Genomic DNA, 26064 nt, shown 5'->3' with positions numbered 1-26064 from the left:
TCACAGCCTATAATGTTCAAATAATATGAATACGCCGCCCAATCATTAAAGAATGATTAGCCGTATTTAACCCCAACTGTCGTTGACAGGCGGTCCATTCGACGGGAAATTATTTTCAACAGGCGGAATCAATCCGTGCCAATACCCGGACCAAAATCCGAAAGCGGAAACGCCAATAAAGCCGACTTAAAAGGCTCCCAGGTTGACCTGCAGAAAGCCGATTTACCCTCCGTATACCAGGCACTCAACACCTCGCCTCAGGGGTTAAGCCAGGCCGAGGCCGAGTCACGGCTGCAACGCTATGGCCCCAACAGCATCCAGGAGAAAGAACAAAGCGCACTACTCAAGTTTCTGCGTTTTTTTTGGGGACCCATTCCCTGGATGATCGAAGCCGCCGCCCTGCTTTCGGCACTTATCGGTCACTGGCCAGACTTCGCCATTATTATGGCGCTACTACTTTACAACGCGATAGCGGGATTTTGGCAGGAGCACAAGGCCTCCAATGCTCTGGCCGCGCTCAAGGCCAGTATGGCGCCGCAGGCGGAAGTGTTGCGCGATGGTAGTTTTCATACCATTGACGCGGCCGATGTGGTTCCCGGGGATATAGTGCGAATTAAGCTCGGCCAGGTTGTGCCCGCAGATGTGCGCTTTGTCGATGGTAAATCTATCAGTATCGATCAGGCTGCCCTTACGGGTGAGTCATTACCGGTCAGCAAAAAAATAGGAGACATCGGTTATTCCAGTAGTATTGCCAAGCGCGGTGAAATGATCGCCGTTACTATTGGCACCGGGCGCAATACTTTTTTTGGCCGCACCGCAAAGCTGGTAGCCGGTGCCGGTCAAGGCGCCTCCCACTCACAAAAAGCCGTTACTCATATTGGCGATTTCCTGATAGTGCTGTGCCTGGTGCTGGCTTTGTTACTGGTAGGTACCCAGCTCTATCGGGATATAGTGGTGGCCCCCAGTTGGCACTGGTCGGACATTGTTAATATTTTACGTACAGTCCTTGTTCTATTAATTGCCTCGATTCCCGTGGCCATGCCCTCGGTGATTACCGTCACTAACGCCCTCGGCGCCCTGGCCCTGTCCCGCAAAAAAGCGATAGTGTCGCGATTAGAGTCTATTGAGGAGCTTGCCGGTGTCGATATTCTCTGCTCAGATAAAACGGGGACACTCACTAAGAACCAACTGAGCCTCCACGACCCCAAATTGTTTGCCGCTGATAATCCAGAGCAATTAACCCTCGCCGCTGCAATCGCCTCAGAAAAAGGCTCAAGTGACCCCATCGATCAGGCGATATTCAGCGGTCTCAAGGATCAGAGTACGCTGAACAATTACCAACTCAAAGAATTCACCCCTTTCGACCCGGTGAGTAAGCGGGCACAGGCGCAGGTAATAGATGCCAGCGGAAATACCCTGTTTTTTTGCAAAGGTGCGCCCCAGGCTGTGATGGCGTTAAGTCAGCTCAGCAGTGAAGCCAAAGGGAAAGCTTCAGCCTGCGTTCAAGAACTCGCCGCTCGGGGTTTACGCTCTCTGGGCGTAGCGCGCTCCAGTGATGGAAAAACCTGGGAGCTTCTTGGCATCTTATCTTTAGAGGACCCGCCTCGTGATGACTCTAAACAGACCATTAGTCGGGCCAGGGAACACGGCCTACAGGTAAAAATGATCACCGGCGACGATGTCGCCATCGGCAAGGAAATTGCCGCTCAGGTGGGTATAGGTCAAAAAATTTATGCCGCCGCCGATGTGTTCACTGACTCAGAAAACATGGACCACTTATCCAAGCAAGTGGTCGATTGTGTCGAACGTGCCGACGGCTTTGGCCGCGTTTTTCCTGAGCACAAATACGCAATCGTAAAAGCCCTACAAGAACGGGGCCACCAGGTAGCAATGACCGGCGATGGCGTGAACGATGCTCCCGCCCTGAAACAGGCCGACTGTGGTATCGCCGTAAGTGGCGCCACAGATGCTGCCCGAGCTGCCGCTGCCATTATTCTTACCGCACCAGGCCTCTCTACTGTTGTGGATGCCATTGATGAGTCGCGCAAAATTTTTGAACGTATTATTAATTATGTGCTCTTCAGAGTGTCCATGACGCTGGATATCATGGTCGTGGTGGTCTTTGCCACCATTCTCTTCGGGTTTTCTCCTCTCACTCCGGTAATGATCGTACTGGTGGCATTACTCGACGATATCCCCATTATGACCATCGCCTACGACAATACCCTCTTGCCAAAAGAGCCAGTTCACTGGGAAATGCGCGATTTATTATTGGGATCAACCATTATCGGCGTTTTTTCTATTGCGCAAACTATGGGGTTACTGTTGATTGGTATGGAGTGGCTACAAAACAGTCACTGGCAATCTTGGATTACATTGAGCAAACCCCAAATACAAACAATTATATTTTTACAGATTGTCGCCGGCGGTCACTTACTACTATTTGTCGTGCGCTCCCGTGCCGCCTTTTTTGCCAAGCCGTTACCCGCAATGAAATTATTTATAGCCATCGTCAGCACCCAGATTTTGACGGTATTAATGTGTGGTTTTGGCTGGCTGGTACCCGCAATACCCTGGCGGATTATCGGGCTCGTTTGGCTCTATATGATTTTGTGGATGTTTATACTGGACCTGATAAAAAAACTACTTTATCGCCGTCTACAGGATATCTAACCCGCCGCGAGCCACTGAACTATTTAATACAAAATAAAGAATGAAAATTATGAACTGCTTCGAAGCATTCCAGGTAAAACCCGGAAGCAAAATACAACTAGATAATATCGATGCCAATTTTAAAGACTGCTACAGTAATCGAGAAGAAGCGCAACCGATCATTGATCAACTAGATAAAAGGATTCGCGCTCAGCAATACCTGATGTATGCCGAACACAAGCACTCCCTATTAATTTGCCTACAGGGGCGGGATGCAGCGGGTAAAGATGGCACCATCAACCATGTCCTCGGGGCCATGAACCCCCAGGGGTGTACGGTTACCAGTTTCAAACAACCCTCCAAAGAGGAAGCCGCCCATGACTTTCTCTGGCGCTGCCATAAAGTAACTCCAGCCCAGGGGCATGTAGCTATTTTTAATCGCTCGCACTACGAGGATGTTTTAGTCCAGCGGGTACATAATATGGTACCGGAGAGTATCTGGTCCAGGCGCTATGATCATATCAATCACTTCGAAGAATTGCTCGCAGATCAACAAACACTGGTTCTGAAATTTTTTCTGCATATTGATGCAGATGAGCAGCTTAAACGCTTTAAACAACGCATCGACGATCCCAGTAAACACTGGAAAATTAGTGAAAGTGATTATACGGAAGCCAGCTACTGGGACCCTTATACGCAAGCCTTCGAGGAGGTTTTTAAACGCTGTAGCAAACCCCACGCACCTTGGTTTGTGATTCCAGCTAACCATAAGTGGTTTAGGAATCTGGCTGTTGCCTCTATAGTAGCTGACGCCATGGAATCCTTAAGCATGAGTTTTCCAAAACCCAGTGTAGATATTAACGAAATAAAGCGAAAATATTTCAAACTGGACAACTTGGAGGAAAAAGAGGGCCTGTTGGAGAGTTCCACTAAAAGTAGAAAGAACGGCTGACCGATCAAGAAGTCATACTATGTTTGACACCCTTAGAATGTATTTCAGAACCCAGAATGGAACCCCATATAAACGTAAAGGCCGTAACATCCGACGGAGTGATGATATATTGATAAACATGACATTCAAAGCCAGGAAGCATCCATCGAAAAATATCACCAACCCTTAATATCAACCTTGCATTACGTGGTGTATCGAAAAACCCTTGACCGAAAGATGCTCTAAAAAATAAGAGTAGAAAACACCTTTAGGTATTTTTATTTCAAGGGGAGCCCTGTAACTATATTCCCCCATCCAACATCTGTAGGTAAACGCTTAGGATTTTTGGTGTAGATTTTCCCTATAAGCAGAAATCTATCGGAACCTGGTGTTGGATAAACATCGAAGGCCATCTCTCCGGGGCAGACAAACAACAACCAGAGTGCACACAACCCCTACCCTGCATAAAAATCCCACATCAACATTTATCTACCTATACAGGTAGAACAACATATTTCTAAGTATGACCTTCATGATCTTCTTCGCGGGCCACATTGTAAGTATCTTTTTTATTTAAAAAAAACTCCCAATACTCCTGCAATATCTCTGACTTTTAGAGAGACTTACAGTCCAGGCTCCGCCCCGTAGAAACATCTAGATCTTTAAGAAAAAGTAACACAGCGTGTGAATATCCAGAAAAGCCCCTGAGGTAACACTTACTCCTGCAGACTACACACGCTACACGGAGATATTAGATAATAACTCAGAGACCCCTAAACGCATTAACTATACCAGCAGGTTCCGACTGGAGCCTGCTAGCATATACTTTATAAAACATTGACATTATTAATTAAGCCCGCATCAGCCAACAGCCAACAGCCTAACGAGACTTAAATATTAATATACGATTGTTTCCACTGTCGGTAACAAATAACTTGTCTTGATATCCAACTACCCCCTCTGGCCATTTCAATGTGGATGCACTTGGTAATTCACCTTGGTTATTTGTGCCGTTTTGATCGGTATCATTAAAAGCATTTTTTTCGAAATCACTTTGCCCTATAACCCAATCTGCCGCGGCAAAATTATTCTCTGGCCATTGATCCCAAATCAGTACCCGATGGTTTACACCATCGACCAGGAACAACTGTAACCCATTAGACCAAATTCCCAAATAGGGCTCATTAAAGGTTTTATTGGTCACCGGCCAATCGGCGGCGTCCCCAGTGCCAGATCCACCCTGGTTAACAGAAAAATTTTTCTGTCCGAGAACCACATCCGCTGGTACAAAATTACTCTTAGGAAAAGTATTCCATAGCAGAACTCGATTATTCAAGGTATCAACAACAGCCAATTTCTCTCCATCGCTCCAAATATCATTGGGCTGGGAAAGTGTTCTCGCAGTAGTGGCACTACTAGAGCCATCTTGCTTATCATCATTGGCAAGGCAATGATTAAATGATGACTGACCAAGTACAAGATTTGCAGGGGCCTCATGCTCATTCGGTAACTCATCCCATATCAATATACGAGAATTACCCGTATCCGCGGCAATGATCTTTCCGTTGACCACAATTGAAGACTCTAAAAAGCTAAATTCAGAACTATTGCAAGTATCACCATCACCGTCCCTTAACCCCAACGCCAGATGCGGACTGGCCTCTCCATCTTCTGGAACCTCATCATACAGAAAACTACGCCGAATAAAGGCCTGAGTAACTAAAAGCTTATTTTTCGAAATACTCACTCTCGTGGGCTTACCATATCCCTTAGTAAGGGTACTGTCATTATTCGATACAGCGCTATATAAATCCTCTTGGCCAAGAACAAAATTGGCTGGAGCACCGTTAACTTTTGGAATTTCATTATAGCCTAGAACTCTATTATTTCCTGTATCACTGATAAAGAGCTTCCCATTATCACTCACTGCTACAGAACCTATAGGATACTCAGCAATATTCTTTTCATTGAGTCCCGATACAGTGCTAGAGAAATCTTCCTGCCCAACAACCACCTGAGCAGCATCAAAATTTTTAAAATATAATGGGACTGTAAAACTTGCCTCAAAATTGGAAAGCTTATTTCCAACGCTATCCTCAACTTCTAGGGCAAAAGTTCGGTCCTTTCCAGATATCCATCCTTTTTTTGGGGAAATACGGAGCGTATCATTTACCCTGCTGCCCTCTAACCAGACGAGATCATATGCATCAACCGTTAGCGACCCGGTAAGCTGCAAGCTTTCTTGATTCATAGTCTCAGAAAATTGCACAGTAATTGTGCCTCCCTTCTCCAGGCGTTCTCCGGCTGGTGAAATGCTCACTAGTTCTGGGGCAACCGCCTCAATCTGATAGTTTGCGGTCACCTCCTGCATCCTATTCCCCGCAGTATCTTTGGCATTAATTAGAAGGGATAGAACCTTCCCCTCTTCCCATTTCTCCTTCGGGGAGAGCTTCAAGGTGTCAGCATCGAATTGGGTAAGTACTCCACGTCTCTCCATATCGCCAGTTAAAATAATATCGCTAAGAATAATCGCTTCACTAAAGTCCAAAGTCACACTGCCAGTCAAAGACAGGGTATCGCCACTGGCAGGATTTAAAGTAACACTAGGCGATATTGTATCTACAGAATCATTACTGCCTGAACCACCACTACAAGCTGTAAGCGACGATACAATTGCCACATATAGTATCGCCTTCAAAAAACCAACTTTCATCTAAATACTCCAGGCTAATAATGAAAGGCTTAAAAAGATAGGGCCACCAATTAAAATTGTATGGCGCATAAAATTACATTACGCTCATACAATCAAGTGTGAAAGGGAAAATCCTACAATGTCCGAATAGGCTCTAAATGTGGCAGGAATTACTTATTTAAACAAAGGTGAGGATAGTATTCAACCAAGCTCTATAGATATTTAAGATATACCAATGCAATAGAACTTCATTGACGCATTAAATAATCCTGATAAAAAATCACTAGACAACTAAAGAAAAGCAAACAGATATTAGGAATCAAACACGATAGACCGCGCAGTTAAAGCACCCGGGAATGGCATTGTGAATATGAATATAGTTGACCGCTGCAGAGCACAATAATTTATTTATCTCTCCCTCCAGCTCCACACCCTCGCATATCGTAGCCATCACCATTAAATCTTCACTGCTATATGCTCTCAGAGACAACTGCCTGTGCCGCAGCATCGTTGGTATTTCATTCATATTCAACGATTGTTCTTTTGCGTTCTCCCGAACAAATATCGGACCCGAAGCACAATAAAAATTCTTTGCCTTCAGGTGAGCAAAAGGCATGCAGAGCACTCGCTCTCCAAGTAAAGCGTCTTGCAGCGAAACTCTGCAGGGATACCCAGGACTACTGTCTACATATTTCCAGCATATATTCTGGCGCTTTAGCTGAGAGCCTGATAGCGACATCAAGCGGTGAAATTTTTTTGCCGAGAGCGCTCTTATTAAGAAATCCATAGTTCTGTCAATCCTGTATGCTTTAGCTTCCGAGTTTACTGCCTATGCCAGACTTATATTGGCCAAATTCGGAACTAAAACCTACACCCAAATCGCTATACAGAAAAAGCTAACGCATTTATATCTTCAGTCTATATATTCAAGCAGACTGTTCATTTGTAGAAAATGGCCAGCCAAACCGTTGCTATGCCCTGCGCAGTCGCTAGTACCCTATGCTTTTGGCCAGCTTTAATCTCAAGAAAATCTCCCTTTTTTAGACGTACAACCCTGCCAGAACCCAACTCAATATCTCCATACCCCGATAGTACCATTACCCATTCATGCTCATCCTGAGTATACCAACCCTTCTCAGGTGAAGACTGACCAAAGGATACAATTCTTTCAATACGTACATTTTTTGACTTTACTATACCTGAAAAATGTTCGCGGTTAGTGTCTATTGGAAGCTGGGCGAATATATTATTCATCTTGAATTACTTTTGATGGACGAACATAACTGGGGATTTTTTCAATAGCATCTACTCCTCCCAATCGGAAAAGTAGTCCACCAGATAATCAATAGCCATACGTACACGTATTGGTAGGAAACGTCGATTCTGATAAACAATCCAACTACTGGCCCCCCGCCCCCAAAAAGACTCCAGTATTGGTTCCAACAAGTGCATTTCTATAGAACGGCTAAAGCTACTTTTCGGCATATAGGCAATACCCAAGCCCTTTTCACAGGCTTCGACCACTGCATGGGCATTATTGCTTCTCCAGCGCCCATCGACCCGGATTGACTCCTCGGCCCCGTTTATATCGAAGACCCAACTTTCATTATTCGCGACAATGCAGCTGTGGGACTTTAGCTGACCGGGGCCCGCCGGCCGGCCAAATTGCTTTAGGTAATCCGGACTCGCAACGGCCATCATCTGCCTGTCAGCTAACTTTCGCGCAACCAGCCCAGAATCTTCCAGGCGGCCATAACGGATAGCAAAGTCGATACCATCCTCTACAAAATTGACCATTCGGCTATTGAAATCCATATCGATCCTCAGGTCTGGATGCTCTAAACCGAATGCCATTAACGCCGGTGCCACATACTGCTCGGCGAAAATTCCCGCGCAGCTCACCCGCAGTGTGCCACTAAGCTCATATTGTTGCAGACTAACCTGCTCATTGGCCTGCTGTAGACCAACCACCAGCTCTTTACAGCGCTGATAATAAACAGTCCCGGCTTGAGTCAAACTGACCAAGCGCGTGGTGCGGGCCAGTAAGGCACTGCCCAGGCGTTCTTCCAGACGCGATACCTGCCTACTGACATGGCTGGTACTACACCCCAAGTGTTTGGCTGCTGCTGAAAATCCCTGGCTCTCTGCTACGGCCACAAATTCGACCACACCGTCAAAACTGTCCATATTGTCAAACCTGATTATTGCTATATAGCAAAGGTATTTCACTGAAAATGCATATTATCATCTTTACTAGGACAATCTAGAATCCTCCCCACTGATTGATTAGCACAGAGGACAGAGAAATGAAGAAAGTACTAATACCCGTAACCAACCACGCAACTCTTGGTGAGACTGACCAAGCCAACGGTACCTATTCCCCAGAGTTGACTCACGTTGTACATGTACTGAATGAAAATGGCATTGATTACGATATCGCCTCCATTAAAGGTGGCAAGGCTCCGCTTTACGGTACCGACATTGAGGGCGACGAGATCAACAGCCAAGTATTTGCCGATGCGAATTTCCAGAATCGTATCAATAACACCATTCCAGTGAGCCAACTGAGTCGCGCAGATTACGATGCGGTTTTCTACCCAGGAGGATTCGGTCTTCTTTCCGACTTGGCGAGCAATGAAGATTTTGCCAAATTAAGTGCAGAGCTCTACGAAAACGGAGGCATTGTTTCTGCCGTTTGCCACGGCCCCGCAGGCTTACTGCCCATCACCTTGAGCAATGGTGAGAGTTTACTGGCAACCAAGTCAGTAACCTCTTTTACCCGCGAGGAAGAGATCGATTTCGGCACTATTGAGGACATCCCGTTCCTACTTGAAGAAGCCGTTAGCAGAAAAGCTGCTCGATTTAACAAAGCGCAACCTTGGCAGGAATTTGTTATTGAAGATGGACGTGTGATTACCGGGCAAAACCCAGCCAGTGCACACGCCGTTGGTAAGGCCATCGCTAAGCAGCTTGCCAGCTAAAAACCGAACAATGAAGACTAGTGCAGGACTCTGCATCAGTCTTCATTGGAGCAAGCCAACCATTGGCCCGCCATTGATATATTTTTTCAGTCCTCTTTCGATGTTGGGCAAATCCCTTTGCTATGAGGCTCATACAGTGCCAAGCTCAATTATCTATCCATCATTGATGTTAATGGCTGGTATCGGTATACCGGTGATGGCTACCCTGAATAGTAGCCTTGGCGTCAAACTCGGCAGTTCCGCACTTGCAACTACAGTTTTATTTTTTGTTGGACTGCTTATCTCTGTAATATACCTGCTAAAGACCGAAGGATTTAACGCGAGTATTTTTCAGAAAGAAATCTCGTGGTATTTGTACCTTGGTGGAATTTTAGTCGCTTTTTATATTCTTAGCGTGACCTGGGTATCGCCCAAGTTCGGCGTTGGCAACACGATATCCTTTGTCCTTCTCGGGCAACTTATTGCCATTGCCGCCATTGATCACTTTGGCCTGCTTGGCGCCCAACAAAACAGCCTGGATATTAAGCGTCTTATTGGCTTGGCTATGATGATAATTGGTGTTTTATTTGTTGTTAAACGCAATAGTTGAAGATAGACAGGAGAATTTGAGTGAGTAAATTATTTGTAATGGCAAAAGTCAGTATACTTTCACACCATACCCAGCAAGCTGTAGAATTATTGAAAACTCTGGCCGAAGACTCGGAAAGGGAGAGTGGCTGCCTGAGCTATCAAATCCTACCATCCCGGGAAGAGAACAACACCTTTATTACCCTTGAGGTGTGGGAATCTGCGGAAAGTGAGCAGCAACATTGGGATATGGCACATTTAAAAAATACACTGGGAAAATTACAACCTCTGCTCGCAGAAGCACCTAGGATTGAAAAATACAGTGACGCGCTAAAGAGTAAATAAGATTTTTAGGCTAATTATTTCTTATTTATAGAATAAGGAAAATCCAACACGGTTACTATTTATAAGAATTAGATAACCTCTCAATAAGTACACGATAAAATCTCCCTCTCCTGCTCCTTGAGAACATCTTTAATATCTTGCAGAAAAACAGGAGAGGAGAGCGTTTTAACACCTCTAGTTAACCATATCCAAGCTTTACTCAAGTAATTCCGACCAACGTATACGCTCAGCGCGGTATATGGTTGTATCGCTGACTTTTAACTGCCAAGTAACCTCCGGTATCTCATCCTGAGTAACCTCCACTAGATAAGCATTCCGATCACTACCCGTACTGATATCCGATGGACCACCCGCGCACAACAGTATATTTCCACCGGGAAGCTCATCCACATCCCCCAGGGACTGGGTATATTTAGGGGCAACGAACTCCCAGGTTTGCTCAGCCGTCATAGACGCCTTATTTAGTTTAAATTTAACCGCGCGACTATTGTAAATATTGCCACTCAACTCAGATTCATTTCTATTATCATAAATCAGTATTTCATCACTGCCGGTCAACATAGCCGCATGCTGGGAGGCCATCCAGTTACCGCTATCCAAAGTAAAGAATTTATCTGCCAAACCAGCGGTAACATCGATATCCCTTCCCATAACCCAATTCACATCGCCGCTCAGATGATCAATATTGACTACCCAGCTTTGGGAGCGGCTCGAGAGCAGAATAGACTTATTCTCAGGGATGTAATAGAGGGCATTGGAATGAGTCCAGTCAAGCGCCCCGTTAGACAAAATCCTGTTAGCCAACGCACCAGGAAAACGATCTGTATCCATGTGGTCAAATGCGGACCATTCCCAAACCGTATTTCCACTTGTGTCAATTTCTATAATCGCATCGCCCTGCAGAAAGTTTCCAGCGAAGAATCCCGTCTCATTGATTAAGACCAGTAAGTTTCCGTTTTCAAGAAGCTGCACATCGTGGTGATAAGCGGGTAAAGCGAAAGTGGACAGTATCTCTCCTGTATAAGAGATAATTCTCGCTTCCCCATCAAGCAACAAGAGCAGGCGCCCATCGTGTAAATTTCTCGCTACCGGCGCACCTGACAATGGCACATTTCCATGTAGATACCAGACAAGCTCCCCCGCCTCATCGAACCCGTAGAAGGTGCTATCCCGATCTGCAGATGGTGCAAAAATAGTAATCCCGCCCTCACTGCTTGCCGTTTGATTTAGAAGCTCTACTCTCGGCACGCCCGTGGGTTGCGGCCCCGTTTTAAATTCCACCACCTCACTGCGTACCCTTTCACCAGTCTCCAGAAGAGCGACTGCGGTAAATCGGTAAGTCGTATCGGCCCGCAAGCCTACGACCGTCATTTCGTGATCTGTTGCAAGCTCACTGTAGCCCGTACGCTGCTGGTCGGTATTCGTAGATTTAAATCTGATAGCCACCCTTGCATTATCAGAAGTAATTACGCTGGCGTTAACCATTAAAGTATTTTCAGGATGGGTATTGAGTGTTAACTGAACAGTAATACCTTCCTGGCCATAGGTCATCACACTCCCCACCACAAAAAACAGGAAGAAAAATATTTCAAGAACAGCCAAATGGCTAAATTTATTCATTGCAATCCTCACTGAAGATTTCGAACAGCATTGTTAAATGGCGCGATACCAGTGTGGTTTAGGAGACACAAATTTTCTCAATATCTTGCAATAAACTGTAATGGATAGTTATTGACTAAGATCTTTGAATGTTGGAAAATCCGCCAAAATTGAGAGCTGGTACATAAATACCAGTTTTTAAAAGAAATGACTGAGGCAAGCCTCACTCTGCGGGTACTAGCTCCCCCCTGGCCCTCTCAAATTTAAGCCCATTATGTGGCATTTTTACAATGATTTAAGGATATCCTTTGAAAAGATTTATTCTGGCCTCCGCTATCGCTTTCTCAGCATCCAACACTACGGCAATGGAAAATAGCTTCTATCTAAAATCCTCCTATGGAAAGGTAGATACAGATATCTCCGCGCAAGAAGCACGAGACACGTTTGGGACAAAACTCTCCGATCCTAACGGCTGGTCTTTCACACTGGGATACCGCCTAAACAATTTTTTTGCGGTTGAGGGCGGTTATGCTGATCTGGGCGAGGCAGAAGCAAAAGACAGTCAAAATGTCTTCATCCCTGATAGCTACGGAACTTACTATTTCGACTCTAGTTACAAGGCCACCATTGACGCCCAAACTAAAATGTTAGGCGTATTCCTCTCCACCGACACCAGTAAAACTTTTTATGCCGGTCTACGTGCTGGATATCAAGTATGGGATGCCGAATTAAAGCAAAGTGGAAGCTTCAGTGAACGCTTTGAATGGAATGATGAGTTCGACCAAGTGGCAGATGATTTATATTATCAGGGAGATTTCTCTAATAATGAGACCACTGATGGCACCGACCTCTACTACGGTGTTTCCGCTGGCTGGAACTACAACAACTGGAGTCTCAGCCTGGAGCACACTATTTTCGAAATGGATGACAGAAAGCCCAGTCTTTCCTCCCTGGCACTGACATACAACTTCTAAAGAAATCCGTTGTATAATTTTTCTCAGCAGCCAATCCGGCTGCTGAATTTTTCCTCTAAAAAATCACGGTAAAGCTACTTAGCTCCCGTAAACAGAACCTCAAACCAACGCAAATCCTCCGGCCCCAACTGAGCCCTCTTGGCCAGTTTCTTATCCAGATAAACATCCTTATAGACATGGTAAACTGCCCGCTCAGTCAGCTCGCGCCAGCGTTCACTATCCAACTCAGGAATTGAGCCATCGGCCAAATTGGGATCGGTCAATGGGTCGTGCTGAGTTTCAGTAGTTCTCAGTGCTAGCTCCAACTCCTGGAGAATCGGGTTGGTCACTTTCAGGGTATTGGCCTCTGAGAATTGTCTCGCTACATCCTCCTCCGCCTGACGAAGCATTTTCTTGCTCTGCAGCTCCGATAATTTTTCTCCGGCTGGGCGCAAGCCGAACTTATTGACCAGGCCACTCACACCGGGCAGTACCGCCTTGGCTACCAGGCCGGCGCCGATGAGGGGATTAAATACCGCAGCTACCCCCCCAACCAGCAACATGCCAAGGGTGAGTTTTCTATCGAGATTATCGATATCATCCGCAAGCCTTTCCAGGGAGCTCTTATTGGAGTTATTGCTTTCCAAGGATAACTCTACCGCACTCTCCACCATAAACTTACGCAAACTGTCCTCATAATGCGTATTGGGAAAATGAAAAACTCTGCGCTTGGGCAGGTCATTCATCTCGGGGGCATCGTCGGGTAAGACTCGCATGGTATGAAGAGTAAAACCAACCTTTGAGAGTTTTTAGGGAATAACAAAATAGTGTCTTTCATCATAGCTTTGCACAAATTGATTACTGCGCTCTGCCGACGAAAATATCGGCAGTCCAGCTACCACCTCTTGAAAAACGTTTAACCTACTGGTGATATCTGTGGGTACTTTGCGGGAAAGCTCAACCAGGCTCTTCCTGCCTTTATCGAAATAATCCTTCATATCTACTTATTCATTGGGTAAAAAAACTAAAAGGGTATGGCCCTAAGCTTGCAATTGACTATTTCCTGGTGGCCCATTTAATCCCTGTTATGGAGTTTCCCTATTTCACTACATAAAGTTCTTCTGTAAGTTCAGGCACTGAAATACGATTCTCTGACCTCCGCATATATACAGGCTTCGGTTGCAGATTTAACTTGGTTACTTCCGCTGATAGGCATCGGCTGCATAGGCATCAGACTGGGCGAATTATTCGGATTGTTCCATTTGGAAACCTGGCTGGTACTAACCACCAGATTACCAACCTACCAGCAACTACCCTGATGGCTTTTAAATTAATAACCAATAAATCACTTATTCCTTTTTGATGTGACCGGCCTACACCAGCGACCTTACCATCCCATGGACCCGCATTGGTGAAAACCTCTGCTAACGCTTCCCGCAGCCGAGGCCGAGTATACGGCAATCTGCTTTGGGGAAATATCCAACCTGCGTTGTGCCCTCTTTTATTCGGTGCACAAGGATTGTTACACCCGGCAGGCAAAGGTTGAAATCAAAACTCACGGTTGTTTACACGGACCACTGGCACTAGAGAGGTGTGTAATGCATAGCCGACCTTCGCTGCAAAATCATCAAACTATATCCATACAACAGAAACCATCCCTGCCATTAGGACACGGGAATACGCGCAAAAAGGCTTCTTTCGCCGCTGCAGTAATGGTAGTGGGTTCAGCAATCCTTGCTCCATTAGCCTTCGCAGTGGATTACTCCAACCCCAACTCCCGTCAAGGCCCACTATACGTCGCTCAACAGAACCATGGAGGGCAATATGACAGACATTCCAGATACAACAGGGAATACAGGGGACATTCGAGATACAGCAGAAATCAAAGGGCGAGTTCACGATACGGCAGGTACCAAAGGGAACAACCTCGGTATGGTCGACATATGTGGTTTAAAGCTCACGTGCAGGGAACACCTCGCATAGTGATCGACCTCAGCGACCAAATGGCCTACTTCTATAAAGGTGGACGCCTGGCCGGTATGTCCCCGGTTTCTACCGGTAAAGCCGGGCATCGCACTCCGACAGGAAATTTCCGTATTTCCGAGAAGAAATACAGCCATCGCTCAAACCTGTACGGTCATTATGTGAGCCGTCGCGGTTATGTGCTGCGCAGTAATGTGGATGTACGCCGCCACCGCAAGCCTGCGGGGTCTCGATTCCGCGGAGCGTCCATGGATTATATGATGCGAATTAATGGCCCAGTCACCATGCACGCCGGTTATGTGCCCGGCTACCCAGCCTCTCATGGCTGTATCCGTATTCCCTGGCATATGGCGAAGGTCTTTTATCGTCATGCCAGAGTCGGAACGCGGGTATCTGTGGTGCCTTAATGAATACTGGGGTGACGGAAAGAAAGGCGGACTTTTCAGTCCGCCTTTCTTATTTATTATGAGGTCTCAACCCTATTCCGCGAAGCAATATCCATACGGGTAAAATAATCGTGGGCCGCGCGGTTAACGTATCTTGCCAGGAGTAAAGTGGAAATCATGGTGGGCACAGCCATCACCGCGTACATACCAATTATGATGCTGTTTACCGCATTCAGAGAGGCCACTGCACCCAACACAATCAGCACCATATAAATTCCGGTATACAGCCCCTGCCAGCGGCCACCGAAAAGAAATACATAGCACTTCATGCCGTAGTACCAGCAGGTAACGATAGTGCTAAAAGCCAGGGGGAAAACCATAATCAGCAGCAGAATAGGCCCCATTGAACCGAACACCTGAGAAAATGCCTGCGCAGTCAAAGTCACTCCTGCCACGCCCTCACCCTGTTGCCAGGCCCCAGTGAGTAATATCACCAGGGCAGTACAGGTGCAGATCAATAGGGTATCGACGATGGGTCCCAGCATAGCGACCACCCCTTCACGCACCGGCTCGCGGGTTTTCGCCGCACCGTGCGCCAATGACTCGGTACCAATCCCCGCTTCATTGGAAAATGCACCCCGGCTCACGCCAATGGTGATCACTGTGCCCAGGGCGCCCCCGGCAATAGCCTGTCCACTGAACGCATCGGTAAAAATCAGCATAAATGCCGCGGGTACCTGCTCCCAAAAACTGCCTATCACGATCAAAGTCATAACCAGGTAGAACAACACCATTCCCGGCACTATACGCGCGGAGAATTTACCGATGCGCTGGATGCGCCCGGCAATCACATACGCGGAGGCGATTGCGATCAATAAGCCAATGGCAAAATCAAACACCAATGAGCCGCCCGGAGCCACCCAGCCCAGAGGCTCGGCAAAAGATTCACGCAGTAGCTGGGTTGTCTGATTAGACTGGAACACCGGCAACATGCCACAGAGCCCCGCTACCGCAAACAGCACCGCCAACGGCATCCAGCGTTTCCCCAAGCCCTCACGAATCACATACATGGGGCCGCCCTGCAGCTCCCCATTGGCATCGTGACCGCGGTACATCACCGCCAGAGTCGCGGTATAAAACTTGGTAGCCACCCCCACCAGAGCCGTGACCCACATCCAGAAAATCGCTCCGGGACCACCGGCGGTAATGGCGATGGCCACACCGGCGATATTCCCCAAGCCCAGTGTGCCGGAGAGCGCGGTAGAGAGCGCCTGACTGTGGTTGACCTGGCCCGGATCATTCGGGTCATCATAGCGACCGCTCAACAAGCCAATACTATGACCGAGGTGGCGATATGGACGACCGCGGGAATAAATCAACAGCGCCAGGCCCCCGCCAACCAGCAGTACTAACAGGGGCGGCCCCCAGACAAAACTGGCAAAGGCCTGCAGGGCCCGATCAATGGCATCGAAAAAAGACATAAGCATTGGTTTTCACTGTGAGAGACCGCCAGTCTAGGTAGGCGGATACCGGGCTGTCAAAGCGCGCGAACTTCTTAGAGGGCCGGTCAATATTCAAAGAGCATAAGCAGCAATAAAAAAGCCCCTATCAGAGGGGCTTTATACGCTGGGTGCCGGTTTTACTTTCAGAACACCGTGCCGGTCTCTAACTCGGGTTCTGCCTCAGCACTCTCTCGGACAAAAAACACCGAAAACGCCCCAAGCAGCATGCTCACTCCGGCCAGTACAATAATATAAATTGCCTGATTATCGAAAACGGACTTCAGGATCAACCCTGCTAACAGCGCAGAAATTATCTGTGGCGCAGCAATGGTGAAGTTAAAGATACCCATATACACCCCGGTCTTATCCGCCGGTAATGCGTCGGACAGAATCGCGTAGGGCATCGCCAGAATTGCAGCCCAGGCAATACCCACTCCCACCATTGGCAACAGCAGACCCAGGGCACCGCTGGGTACGGAGACCTCAGTAATCAACAAGTTCACCTGGGTAGGCTCGCCCCCCTGGAACAGCAGGAAACTGATATACCCCAAACCGCCCAGTGCCAGCGACAGGGCATAGATCAGCTTGCGCCCTATCACCTGGGCCAAGCGCGCCAGGGCAATGGAAAAAATCGCAGCGAACAGTGAGTAGGCCGCAAAGATAATACCCACCCAGTCACCAGCGGCACCTTTAGCCGCAGCAATATGCGCGGGAATCTCACCGATACTGTCCAGATACGCAGGGTCAAACCACTTGGCCTCCACCCCCCAGACGTGCTGGGTGATAGCAGGAGTGGTGTAAACCCACATAATAAACAGAGCGAACCAGGAGAAGAATTGCACCAGGGCCAACTGGCGCATGGTCCGCGGCATATTCAGCATCAAACGGAAAAAACCAGTCAGGCGCTGCAACAGAGAGCCCTTTCGCTCACGCTCCTGTTGCTGTTTCTGTGTATCAATCCCCTTGTAGGCATTGTACTGCTCCGGCGGATACTCTTTGGTGCGCATAACAGTCCACAGCACGCTGCCCAACAGTACCGTCGCACCAATGTAAAAGGCCCAAATCACCGAGGGCGCCACCTCACCGGCGCGGGAGGTATTCTCCAGACCAATCACATTGGTAAGGATAAACGGCAGCATCGAACCGAAGATGGCGCCGATATTAATCAGTAGGGACTGAACCGAGTAACCCAAAGTACGTTGCTCAGAGGGCACCATATCGGACACCAGCGCGCGAAATGGCTGCATGGTGACATTAAAAGCGGCATCCATCAGCGCCAACATCACACCGCCAAAAATAATAGGTGCCACGATTGCCACAACAATCCCGGCGTTGGGCATAAACGCCATGCCCAGGGCTGCAGCGATAGCACCGAAAAGGATAAAGGGGTTGCGGCGGCCGAAACGGCTCCAGGTGCGATCCGAAGCAGAACCGACGATAGGCTGCACGATCAATCCCATCAGTGGTGCCACAATCCAAAACAGGGAGAGGGAGTGAAGATCCGCGCCCAAGTCGGACAAGATCCGGCTGGCATTGGCGTTTTGCAGGGAAAAGCCGAACTGCACGCCGAGAAAGCCAAGACTGACATTCCACACCTGCCAGAAAGGCAGACGCGGCTGCTGAACAGTACTGGTCTCTAATTGGCTCATAAGGTCACCGCATCTCTCGTTATGCTTATTCTGCCATTCTGACACGCCCACCACAGCCCACATCCTCCCCCAACGGGGGGGATGCGGGTCAGAACCAGCCCTTTAGGATAAACTCAGGCCCATGCGTTCGCGCCGGGCCACCGCAAAACCATCAAGCCCAAACAAGCAACTGAAGTCCTGCGCGATGATCCTAAAATTCCCACTCCTGCGTCTGCTGTGCCTTGCCACCATGCTCTGCCTGAGCACGCAAGCCCAGGCCTCAGAACAACGCACATACCGCGACCACACGATGAGCGAAGACTCACTAACTGTACAGACGAGTGAAGGCGAGGTCACTATCACCCCGGTAGGCCCCTCAGCACTATCGGTACTCTATCGTCGCAAAGGCCTGAAGCAATTGCCCTCCTTTGCCCTAGCGCCGCAGAATACCCAGCAGACAAAGGCCAAGCTCGAACAGCAGGGGGATAAGCTGGTTTACACTACCGGTTCACTCAGTGCTGTCATCCACAAGTCCCCCTTCCGCATTGAATACCTGCGCGGAGCAGAGCAAATCCTGAGCGAGGAGAGCGGCTTCTTCGCCACCGAAACGATGCGCGGCTTCCGCTTTGCCCTGTCGCCCGAGGAAAAACTGCTGGGCGGTGGCGAGCGGATACTGGGTATGGATCGCCGCGGTCAACGCCTACCGCTCTATAACCGCGCTCATTACGGCTACACCACCGAATCCAACCAAATGTATTTCTCCCTGCCGGCCATATTGTCCAGCAACAAATACATTCTACTGTTCGACAACTCTGCCACCGGCACTCTGGACCTGGGCGCCAGTGAAGAGGACATACTGCAGTTTGAAGCTGTGGCCGGGCGCACCGCCTATATCGTGGTGGCCGGCGAGACTTATCCACAGCTGCTGGAAAACTATGTGACCACCACCGGCAAGCAGCCCCTACCCCCACGCTGGGCCCTGGGTAACTTTGCCTCCCGCTTTGGCTACCACAGTGAGGCCGAAGTGCGCGCGACGGTGGACAAGTTTACTGAAGAAGACTTCCCCCTCGATGCCCTAGTGTTAGACCTCTACTGGTTCGGCCCAGATATCAAAGGCCATATGGGCAACCTGGCCTGGGATAGAGAAGCCTTCCCCGAGCCAGAGAAGATGATGGCCGACCTGAAAGCCCGTGGTATCAACACTATCCTGGTGACCGAGCCTTTTGTCCTCTCCACCTCCGAACGCTGGCAGGAAGCCGTAGTAAATAATGCCCTGGCCAAAAACCTGGCCGGAGAACCGAAGCGTTTTGATTTTTATTTTGGCAATACCGGCCTGATCGATGTCTTCTCCGAAGACGGGCGCGACTGGTTCTGGAATATTTACGACGGGTTATTGGAACAGGGAGTAGCCGGCTGGTGGGGCGATTTGGGTGAACCGGAAGTTCACCCCTCTGATACCGTTCACGCAATCGGCATGGCCGATGAAATCCACAACGCCTTCGGCCACGCCTGGGCGCAATTACTGCACGAACGCCAAACCGCAAAACAACCGGAGCGCCGCCCCTTTATTATGATGCGCGCCGGTTTTGCCGGCTCCCAGCGCTACGGCATGATCCCCTGGACCGGCGACGTAGCACGCGAATGGGGCGGTCTGCAACCTCAGGTGGAACTGGCTCTGAGTATGGGTCTGCTCGGCTTTGGCTATACCCATTCAGACCTCGGTGGCTTTGCCGGCGGTGAGGAATTCAATCGCGAGCTCTATATTCGCTGGTTGCAATACGGCGTATTCCAACCGGTTTACCGCCCTCACGCCCAGGAGCATATTGCCTCCGAGCCGGTTTTCCACGATCGCCGCACCCGCGATATCCTGCGCGAATATGTCAAGCTGCGCTATCGCCTGCTGCCCTACAACTACACCCTCGCCTTCGAAAACAGCCAGACCGGCCTGCCGCTGATGCGTCCGCTTTTTTTTGAAAACGAAAGTGACCTGTCCCTACTGGACTACAAGGATGCCTACTTGTGGGGTATGGATTTCCTCGTCGCACCAGTAGTAGAGGAAGATCTGAATGAAGTCGCGATAAAACTACCCGGCGGTATCTGGTTCGATTACTGGACTGATGAACAACATTCTGGCGACCAGACCCTGGTAGAAGTTGACCTGAAAACCATTCCTGTACTGGTGCGGGCCGGCGCCATTATTCCCACCATTGACGATATCCACAGCAGCCGTGATTACTCCAGTAAAAACCTGACCCTGGACTACTATGCCCACCCATCAGCAGCAAAGTCCGAGCGCTATGTGTATGAGGATGATGGTGCTACCGCGCAGGCCTTTAAAAAAGGTCAATACGAGAAGCTGCATTTTTTCGCTGAAAACAAACAGCGGGGTTTAACCTTTACCTTTAGACGTGAAGGCGAGGGTTATACTGGTATGCCGGAATCCCGCAGGGTCACTTTGAAAATTCACAACTGGCAGCAGGAACCATCGCAACTGGATATTACCGGCGAACCCCTGCCTATTTTCGACAGTGAAAAAGACTTTACTCAGGCTAACCGTGGGGCCTGGTACCACGAGCGCAAGCAACAACTGCTAGTGAAATTTAACTGGTCTAAAGAGCCGCTGGATTTATTGCTCACAAATCCATAATCCAGCAGCCTGCTTGTCACTGACTAAGAAATTTAAAGTTACCAGGAAACCATGAAGAAGTTACATTCCCTGTTTATTGCCAAACTCTTTTCGGCTTCCCTATTGAGCGCTGCTCTATTTAGCGCTGGGGGCTGCGGACAGGAAAAAAATCCAAAAGAGATAACACCCTATCAAGAAACCGCCGGAGAAAAAGCGGTTATCTACCAGGTGTTACCGCGTCTGTTTGGCAACACTAATAGCACGAACAAACCCTGGGGCACACTCGAAGAAAATGGTGTGGGTAAGTTCTCCGACTTTACCCCAAAAGCACTGAGTGAAATTCATGCCCTGGGCGCCACCCATATCTGGTTTACTGGCGCCCTGCACCACGCACTCGTTGGCGACTATACCGAATATGGAATCAGTCACGACGACCCAGACGTGGTCAAGGGCCGCGCCGGTTCCCCCTACGCCATCAAGGATTACTACAGCGTAAACCCGGACCTGGCCGATAATCCCGCAGAGCGCTTGCAGGAGTTCCGGGCACTAGTGGCCCGCAGCCACGAGGCCGGCCTGAAAGTAATTATTGATATAGTGCCTAACCATGTAGCCCGCGCCTATCACTCCCTGCACAAACCCCAAGGCGTGCAGGATTTTGGGGCCGAGGACAATACCCTGGTCACCTACGCCCGCAACAACAATTTTTACTATGCAGTGGGTGAAGACTTTCGCGTGCCCGTTACGGAGAAAGGCTACCAACCTCTTAATGGCGAAGCCAACGATCTTGTCGATGGGCAGTTTACCGAGAGCCCAGCCAAATGGACCGGTAATGGTGCACGCAGCGCTCAACCGGCCATGCACGACTGGTATGAGACGGTAAAAATTAATTTTGGCGTTCGCCCCGACGGCAGTAATCATTTTTCCGAATTACCCCAGGAATATGCTGAGCTTGACTACCGCGCCCACGCCCAATTTTGGGCGAACAAGGAAGTACCGAATACCTGGAAAAAATTCCGCGATATTGCCCACTACTGGCTGGATTTTGGCGTAGATGGATTCCGCTACGATATGGCCGGCATGGTCCCCGTGGAATTTTGGAGTTATTTGAACTCCTCGATCAAAATACGTAATCCCGACACGCTGCTACTCGCCGAAATCTATACCCCGGAGCGCTACCGTGATTACCTGCGTCTGGGGAAAATGGATTACCTCTACGATAAAGTCGGCACCTACGATGCGATTCGCGCGGTCATAGAGAACAAGGGCAGTACAGATAAAATCGCAGAGGTACAGGCGAGCCTGGTAGATATTTCCTCTCATATGCTGCGCTTTATGGAAAACCACGACGAACAGCGTATTGCCAGCCCACAATTTGCCGGCAACCCCGAAGCGGGCAAACCCGCAATGCTGGTGTCTGCCGCACTCTCTCCAGCCCCTACGCTGGTGTACTTTGGCCAGGCGTTAGGAGAACCCGCCAAAGAAAATGCCGGATTTGGTAAAGCCAGCCGCACCACCATTTTCGACTACTGGTCAGTACCCAGCGTGCGCCGCTGGAACAATGGGGGCACTTTTGACACCGCTCTGCTAACAGAAAATGAAAAGGAGTTACGCCGCTTCTACCAGCGTCTGCTCAACTTCTCCAAACAGAGCCCGGCCCTGCGTGGCGAGTATCTGGACTTGCATAGCTACAACCGCAAGCAAGGTACAGGCTATGGGGAAAAAAAATTTGCTTTTGCGCGCTGGGATAAAACGGAAAAACTCTTAGTCGTTGCAAATTTTGATCAAGAGAACACCGAGTTCGAATTATTTATCCCCAGTGAGTTACTTAAGCAGTGGGCACTAAAAGACGGTAGCTATCGATTGAAGGGGCAGATCGGAGGCGCAGAGCAGCAACTGATTATCCACAATGGCCTGGGGCGAATAAAACTCAACCTGCTTCCCTTTGAGAGTCACCTCTTCAGGCTTGAACATTGACCATCGAATGTAACTATCTAATACAGAAAACCCGGCTTACAACCAGGTTTTCTGTTTCAACATCAGTTAATTATCTACTGGGCGATTAAACGATACGTCATCGTCTGATCATTCACCTGCACTGTGTAGCTGCCTACAACAGAAGTGTAAATATCAGAACCACCCTGCTCAAGATGATCATCGGCATTGTTATCACCATAGTTCTCACTCCAATCGCCGGTAACATCAAATTTAAAACGCTGTTGGGATTGGCCATCAAAATTGACCTGAACTTCCCAAACATTATCCGATACCAGTTGCATGGGCACGGTGCCCCAATGGTTCGGTGTCCCACGGAAATACAATGAGGCAAAATTGGCAGCGTGGCCGCCGCAGTCTGCGCAGGTCAGGGTATAGCTGAGTGTTTTATCGTTCACCTCAACGATATAAGTACCAACCACATTGGTGTAAATATCGTTACCACCCGACTCAAGAATGCCGTCGGCGTTATTGTCCCCGTAGTTCTCGCTCCAGTCAGTACCCACATCAAACTTGAACCGCTGATTATGGCTCCCATCAAACATCACCGTAGTACGCCAAATATTATCGTCTATCCGAGTCATCGCCTGAGTAGCCCAATTATTGGCAGTACCGCGGAAGTAAAGGCTGGGGAAGCCAGGGGCAGTGCAATCGTTACAGGGTGTCGCCAACTGTCCACCATGGATCGCCGCAGCAGAGTTGGCAGGCACATTAAAGGTCGCGTAACCGTTGCTCTCTACGCTAATCACATCGCCACCGCACTCATTATCGCCAGCCAGTACATTGCAGTAGTCGCCCGCGGGCAAGCCGGTGTAGAGCATTTGGCTTATGGGGTCACTCTCATTATTGATCACCACAAAGCCTTTATTCCCACGACCAAAGGCAATCTGGTTATTGCCATTGTCCCACCAGTTATCCATAGAAGTGCCGTGGGTATAGTTACGGAAGCCCACCATATTGGCAATATTACCCCAGCGATGTTGACAGACCCACTCACTGTTCTGGCAATTATTGGGACCATTACTGGGAGGACCCATATCGGTATCGGAAAAATCATATCCCGACATTACCTTGGGATAGCCATAAGGATGTGCCAGCATAAAAACATTGGCCAGATTGTATTTGGCCCCTTCGTGATAGGTTAGATTCCCACCACCGCCGTGGCCCCGCTCGCGGTCGTGATTATCGATAAAATGCACAGCATCGCCAGAGGAGAGCAGCCCCCAGCTCTCACCAATAGTGGCAAGATTTTTAATCTGACCATTAAAGTTACTAGCCACATCGGTGCCATACTTGAATTCGGTGACACGGCCTAGGAAGGTATAATTGTATGGCTGAATTTCCGAAGCCTCGCCGGCAGCGCCAATAACCTCAGAGAAAACCCAGGGATTGCCAGCTTGATTCACAATGGCCTGCAAATCGCCGGGGGACATATGCTTGACCGCATCAATACGGAAACCATCAATTCCCATGCCTTTTAATTTATTCAGGTAACCGGCTAGTTTCCCTTGCACATAGCCGGAACCGGTATCCAAATCCGGTAAACCACTCAAACGACAACTCCACACATGATTGGCATCATTGTAGTTATTGATGGTGCAATCGGAGTGATAATCGTTAGAAGAAAACTCCGGATGGTCCAGTAATGTCCACTGGGTACCTCCCCAACCGGTGCCGCCACCATTCCAGGCCGCTGTGTGGTTAATCACCGCATCGGCATAAACTTTCACACCCGCTGCGTGGCAACGGTTGATCATGCTTTGCAGTTCCTGCTCGGTGCCACTGCGGCTGGTAAGGTTCGTATAGGTCACTGGCTGATAGCGAGCCCACCAGGTGGAGTGGCTGATATGTTCATTGGGTGGTGATATTTGCACCGCATCGAAGCCCTTGGGGCCGAGAAAGTTCTCACACTCGCTGGCAATATCATTCCAGCTCCACTCAAATAAATGGACAAAAGCGGTACCGGCATTAACGTTGGCACTAGATAGTGTACCAAGCACAAGGCCAGTACTGGCCAATAGCCTTTTTAGGGGAAAGGGGTTGTTCATTATTGCTTTCTCTTAGTCATCTTTTCGCTGTTATTGTTTAAGTATCAGGCCTCTTAACCCGCAAGCACACAAGCCGTTGATCGAGGATTAAGATTTCCCGAATCTGAGCACCAGAATCGCTAATTTAGAAACAGCACCCCTAAAGGTCAGAAAAGCTTCAATACAGGAAATAAAAGAAGCCAATACCACAACAATTAACTTCAGATTCAAGTCGCTATTCACCCACAGCAACAGCTCAGCAGCTCCCCCTAATCAAGCGGATGCCTTGTATTAGTGAGTGCAAATGACTGCCAGAGAAAGGCGACCAGAGAGATCTATAAACCTAGTTATTGTTGTTATATCTAATCCGAATGCGCGCTTCTAACCCAGTGACTCCGGAACAAAGGACCACCCTCTCTGGGGTATGACCTGTAGCAGGGTAAAGAAATGGTACTAACGCACACATCCCCCTTCAGGGGGGCGTAGTGGCTTTCCCTGCAGAAATTTGAACTTAGCGTCAAGTGAAGAGATTTAGTGTTCAGAAAAACAACACACTTAAATTTAAACGACAGCCCACTGGTTACGATAAACCCATGAAACGGAAAGGGGAGAGCCCCTTTAAACATAGCTGTGCAGGGCTTGAGCCAATATCACTTTAACTTGATCATTCTCAGCCCCTGGTAGCTGGAGTAACTACAACCCTACCCCCATAAAGTCTACGAGATTCAAGCGCTATAAGTGGGTTGGCTACTAGTTAAGTCCGGCCCTCAAAATTATCTGCTCTCTATTTTCCAGACGACCCTATTCCGCTTAAAGCTAACGGTTTCAGCTCTACCCGAAGAAATCAGCCCCTGTCACGTTTGTGACCAAATTGGCCTAGAGTTTTTGTACACCGTGACTGTTATTTCTGAATCTGACGAAGTTGAAGAAAAAAGATGATTAAATTCAACATAATAGAACTTCAAGAAAATATTGGGATAGTCGTAACGATGACCACTATCCCAAATGTGACATACGTACCAAGTTTATGTAACCAATTGATTTAACTAAGTTTTGAGGAAGCTGACGTATAATTGCTTCCAGGATAGTTATCAGGATAATAGTAGTCATGATGACCACTATATAAATGTTGTACAAACCCGCTGCGCGGGAGTGGTGCCACTTTTAAATTATAAGAGGCATTTTAGAAAATGCATAACC

19 protein-coding genes are annotated in these 26064 nt (G+C 48.5%); 9 read left to right on the top strand and 10 right to left on the bottom strand.

Going from position 1 to position 26064, the window contains the following annotated elements; genetic code table 11:
- Positions 1–135: 135 nt before the first annotated feature.
- A complete protein-coding gene (locus Q1A69_RS14315) occupies positions 136–2673 on the top strand; it encodes a plasma-membrane proton-efflux P-type ATPase (protein WP_299586650.1) in 2538 nt (845 codons plus the stop codon).
- 49 nt (positions 2674–2722) lie between these two features.
- Positions 2723–3604, top strand: coding sequence for a polyphosphate kinase 2 family protein (locus tag Q1A69_RS14310; RefSeq protein ID WP_299586648.1), 882 nt, complete (start codon positions 2723–2725; stop codon positions 3602–3604).
- An 859-nt stretch (positions 3605–4463) separates the two neighbouring features.
- Here Q1A69_RS14310 and Q1A69_RS14305 read toward each other — a convergent pair.
- From Q1A69_RS14305 to Q1A69_RS14295, 4 genes are all read right to left on the bottom strand, one after another.
- The gene (locus Q1A69_RS14305) at positions 4464–6296 is read right to left on the bottom strand and encodes an Ig-like domain-containing protein (protein WP_299586646.1); all 1833 of its coding nucleotides are present in this window, start codon (positions 6294–6296) and stop codon (positions 4464–4466) included.
- Positions 6297–6594: 298 nt separating this feature from the next.
- Positions 6595–7014 carry a DUF1203 domain-containing protein gene (locus Q1A69_RS20410; protein WP_366525589.1) on the bottom strand — a complete coding sequence of 140 codons (420 nt, stop codon included), beginning with the start codon at positions 7012–7014 and terminating at the stop codon, positions 6595–6597.
- A 200-nt stretch (positions 7015–7214) separates the two neighbouring features.
- The gene (locus Q1A69_RS14300) at positions 7215–7529 is read right to left on the bottom strand and encodes a cupin domain-containing protein (RefSeq protein WP_299586643.1); all 315 of its coding nucleotides are present in this window, start codon (positions 7527–7529) and stop codon (positions 7215–7217) included.
- Between the two features lie 51 nt (positions 7530–7580).
- Positions 7581–8462 carry a LysR family transcriptional regulator gene (locus tag Q1A69_RS14295; protein ID WP_299586640.1) on the bottom strand — a complete coding sequence of 294 codons (882 nt, stop codon included), beginning with the start codon at positions 8460–8462 and terminating at the stop codon, positions 7581–7583.
- 119 nt (positions 8463–8581) lie between these two features.
- Between Q1A69_RS14295 and Q1A69_RS14290 the strand changes: the two genes are divergently transcribed.
- From Q1A69_RS14290 to Q1A69_RS14280, 3 genes are read left to right on the top strand one after another with little or no spacing between them, the layout of a single operon-like run.
- Entirely contained in the window at positions 8582–9256 is a 675-nt protein-coding gene (locus tag Q1A69_RS14290; RefSeq protein WP_299586637.1) for a type 1 glutamine amidotransferase domain-containing protein, read from the top strand.
- A gap of 10 nt (positions 9257–9266) precedes the next feature.
- Positions 9267–9845: a DMT family transporter gene (locus Q1A69_RS14285; protein ID WP_299586634.1), complete on the top strand. Its 579-nt coding sequence runs from the start codon at positions 9267–9269 to the stop codon at positions 9843–9845.
- 20 nt (positions 9846–9865) lie between these two features.
- Positions 9866–10168: a putative quinol monooxygenase gene (locus Q1A69_RS14280; RefSeq protein ID WP_299586632.1), complete on the top strand. Its 303-nt coding sequence runs from the start codon at positions 9866–9868 to the stop codon at positions 10166–10168.
- 195 nt (positions 10169–10363) lie between these two features.
- On the opposite strand, the gene Q1A69_RS14275 is transcribed toward Q1A69_RS14280, so the two are convergent.
- On the bottom strand, positions 10364–11788 hold the full coding sequence (locus tag Q1A69_RS14275) for an aryl-sulfate sulfotransferase (protein ID WP_299586630.1): 1425 nt from the start codon (positions 11786–11788) through the stop codon (positions 10364–10366).
- Between the two features lie 287 nt (positions 11789–12075).
- On the opposite strand from Q1A69_RS14275, the gene Q1A69_RS14270 reads away from it, so the two are divergent.
- Positions 12076–12741, top strand: coding sequence for an outer membrane beta-barrel protein (locus Q1A69_RS14270; RefSeq protein ID WP_299586627.1), 666 nt, complete (start codon positions 12076–12078; stop codon positions 12739–12741).
- Positions 12742–12815: 74 nt separating this feature from the next.
- On the opposite strand, the gene Q1A69_RS14265 is transcribed toward Q1A69_RS14270, so the two are convergent.
- Together Q1A69_RS14265 and Q1A69_RS14260 are read right to left on the bottom strand one after the other, a co-directional pair.
- On the bottom strand, positions 12816–13496 hold the full coding sequence (locus Q1A69_RS14265; RefSeq protein ID WP_299586624.1) for a hypothetical protein: 681 nt from the start codon (positions 13494–13496) through the stop codon (positions 12816–12818).
- A 33-nt stretch (positions 13497–13529) separates the two neighbouring features.
- A complete protein-coding gene (locus Q1A69_RS14260) occupies positions 13530–13718 on the bottom strand; it encodes a hypothetical protein (RefSeq protein ID WP_299586622.1) in 189 nt (62 codons plus the stop codon).
- Between the two features lie 945 nt (positions 13719–14663).
- On the opposite strand from Q1A69_RS14260, the gene Q1A69_RS14255 reads away from it, so the two are divergent.
- Positions 14664–15110, top strand: coding sequence for a L,D-transpeptidase family protein (locus tag Q1A69_RS14255; protein WP_299586620.1), 447 nt, complete (start codon positions 14664–14666; stop codon positions 15108–15110).
- A gap of 56 nt (positions 15111–15166) precedes the next feature.
- Here Q1A69_RS14255 and Q1A69_RS14250 read toward each other — a convergent pair whose 3' ends face one another.
- Complete coding sequence (locus Q1A69_RS14250) at positions 15167–16570, bottom strand: alanine/glycine:cation symporter family protein (protein ID WP_299586712.1); 1404 nt, start codon at positions 16568–16570, stop codon at positions 15167–15169.
- A gap of 164 nt (positions 16571–16734) precedes the next feature.
- Positions 16735–18240, bottom strand: a complete 1506-nt coding sequence (locus tag Q1A69_RS14245) for an MFS transporter (RefSeq protein WP_299586617.1) — start codon at positions 18238–18240, stop codon at positions 16735–16737.
- A gap of 121 nt (positions 18241–18361) precedes the next feature.
- On the opposite strand from Q1A69_RS14245, the gene Q1A69_RS14240 reads away from it, so the two are divergent.
- Both Q1A69_RS14240 and Q1A69_RS14235 read left to right on the top strand, forming a co-directional pair.
- The gene (locus Q1A69_RS14240) at positions 18362–20866 is read left to right on the top strand and encodes a TIM-barrel domain-containing protein (RefSeq protein WP_299586614.1); all 2505 of its coding nucleotides are present in this window, start codon (positions 18362–18364) and stop codon (positions 20864–20866) included.
- Positions 20867–20917: 51 nt separating this feature from the next.
- Positions 20918–22819, top strand: a complete 1902-nt coding sequence (locus tag Q1A69_RS14235) for an alpha-amylase family glycosyl hydrolase (RefSeq protein ID WP_299586611.1) — start codon at positions 20918–20920, stop codon at positions 22817–22819.
- A gap of 74 nt (positions 22820–22893) precedes the next feature.
- Here Q1A69_RS14235 and Q1A69_RS14230 read toward each other — a convergent pair whose 3' ends face one another.
- A complete protein-coding gene (locus Q1A69_RS14230; RefSeq protein ID WP_299586608.1) occupies positions 22894–24885 on the bottom strand; it encodes an alpha amylase C-terminal domain-containing protein in 1992 nt (663 codons plus the stop codon).
- Between the last annotated feature and the right edge of the window lie 1179 nt (positions 24886–26064).

The organism is uncultured Microbulbifer sp. (assembly GCF_947498635.1).
Taxonomy (GTDB): domain Bacteria; phylum Pseudomonadota; class Gammaproteobacteria; order Pseudomonadales; family Cellvibrionaceae; genus Microbulbifer; species Microbulbifer echini.
Note: the sequence above shows the minus strand (reverse complement) of the source record. Positions and strands in the feature narration are given on the sequence as shown.

What these genes read in the sequence shown, in the direction of transcription:
- Q1A69_RS14310 (WP_299586648.1), top strand. Translation starts at nt 2,723, where the DNA reads ATGAACTGCTTCGAAGCATTCCAGGTAAAACCCGGAAGCAAAATACAA.
- Q1A69_RS14305 (WP_299586646.1), bottom strand. Translation starts at nt 6,296, where the DNA reads ATGAAAGTTGGTTTTTTGAAGGCGATACTATATGTGGCAATTGTATCG.
- Q1A69_RS20410 (WP_366525589.1), bottom strand. Translation starts at nt 7,014, where the DNA reads ATGTCGCTATCAGGCTCTCAGCTAAAGCGCCAGAATATATGCTGGAAA.
- Q1A69_RS14300 (WP_299586643.1), bottom strand. Translation starts at nt 7,529, where the DNA reads ATGAATAATATATTCGCCCAGCTTCCAATAGACACTAACCGCGAACAT.
- Q1A69_RS14295 (WP_299586640.1), bottom strand. Translation starts at nt 8,462, where the DNA reads ATGGACAGTTTTGACGGTGTGGTCGAATTTGTGGCCGTAGCAGAGAGC.
- Q1A69_RS14290 (WP_299586637.1), top strand. Translation starts at nt 8,582, where the DNA reads ATGAAGAAAGTACTAATACCCGTAACCAACCACGCAACTCTTGGTGAG.
- Q1A69_RS14285 (WP_299586634.1), top strand. Translation starts at nt 9,267, where the DNA reads ATGAAGACTAGTGCAGGACTCTGCATCAGTCTTCATTGGAGCAAGCCA.
- Q1A69_RS14275 (WP_299586630.1), bottom strand. Translation starts at nt 11,788, where the DNA reads ATGAATAAATTTAGCCATTTGGCTGTTCTTGAAATATTTTTCTTCCTG.
- Q1A69_RS14265 (WP_299586624.1), bottom strand. Translation starts at nt 13,496, where the DNA reads ATGCGAGTCTTACCCGACGATGCCCCCGAGATGAATGACCTGCCCAAG.
- Q1A69_RS14260 (WP_299586622.1), bottom strand. Translation starts at nt 13,718, where the DNA reads ATGAAGGATTATTTCGATAAAGGCAGGAAGAGCCTGGTTGAGCTTTCC.
- Q1A69_RS14255 (WP_299586620.1), top strand. Translation starts at nt 14,664, where the DNA reads ATGTGGTTTAAAGCTCACGTGCAGGGAACACCTCGCATAGTGATCGAC.
- Q1A69_RS14250 (WP_299586712.1), bottom strand. Translation starts at nt 16,570, where the DNA reads ATGTCTTTTTTCGATGCCATTGATCGGGCCCTGCAGGCCTTTGCCAGT.
- Q1A69_RS14245 (WP_299586617.1), bottom strand. Translation starts at nt 18,240, where the DNA reads ATGAGCCAATTAGAGACCAGTACTGTTCAGCAGCCGCGTCTGCCTTTC.
- Q1A69_RS14240 (WP_299586614.1), top strand. Translation starts at nt 18,362, where the DNA reads ATGCGTTCGCGCCGGGCCACCGCAAAACCATCAAGCCCAAACAAGCAA.
- Q1A69_RS14235 (WP_299586611.1), top strand. Translation starts at nt 20,918, where the DNA reads ATGAAGAAGTTACATTCCCTGTTTATTGCCAAACTCTTTTCGGCTTCC.
- Q1A69_RS14230 (WP_299586608.1), bottom strand. Translation starts at nt 24,885, where the DNA reads ATGAACAACCCCTTTCCCCTAAAAAGGCTATTGGCCAGTACTGGCCTT.